Origin of the sequence: Metabacillus fastidiosus NBRC 101226, assembly GCF_001591625.1 — a bacterium.
GTDB lineage: Bacteria > Bacillota > Bacilli > Bacillales > Bacillaceae > Metabacillus > Metabacillus fastidiosus.
This window is the reverse complement of the sequence record NZ_BCVG01000237.1, coordinates 1-645: the sequence shown is the minus strand read 5'-3', so window position 1 is coordinate 645 and position 645 is coordinate 1. Positions and strand designations below refer to the sequence as shown.

1 rRNA gene is annotated in these 645 nt (G+C 56.4%); it reads right to left on the bottom strand.

What is annotated here, in order from left to right:
* Positions 1-645: ribosomal RNA gene (locus BFA01S_RS21595) — 23S ribosomal RNA — on the bottom strand; the annotation flags it as partial.

Sequence of the window (645 nt, the reverse complement as noted above, 5' to 3'; positions counted from 1 at the left end):
GAGGGGGGCTTCATGCTTAGATGCTTTCAGCACTTATCCCTTCCGCACATAGCTACCCAGCGATGCCTTTGGCAAGACAACTGGTACACCAGCGGTGCGTCCATCCCGGTCCTCTCGTACTAAGGACAGCTCCTCTCAAATTTCCTGCGCCCACGACGGATAGGGACCGAACTGTCTCACGACGTTCTGAACCCAGCTCGCGTACCGCTTTAATGGGCGAACAGCCCAACCCTTGGGACCGACTACAGCCCCAGGATGCGATGAGCCGACATCGAGGTGCCAAACCTCCCCGTCGATGTGGACTCTTGGGGGAGATAAGCCTGTTATCCCCGGGGTAGCTTTTATCCGTTGAGCGATGGCCCTTCCATGCGGAACCACCGGATCACTAAGCCCGACTTTCGTCCCTGCTCGACTTGTAGGTCTCGCAGTCAAGCTCCCTTGTGCCTTTACACTCTACGAATGATTTCCAACCATTCTGAGGGAACCTTTGGGCGCCTCCGTTACATTTTAGGAGGCGACCGCCCCAGTCAAACTGCCCACCTGACACTGTCTCCCAGCTCGATAAGAGCTGCGGGTTAGAATTTCAATACAGCCAGGGTAGTATCCCACCAATGCCTCCACCGAAGCTGGCGCTCCGGCTTCCAA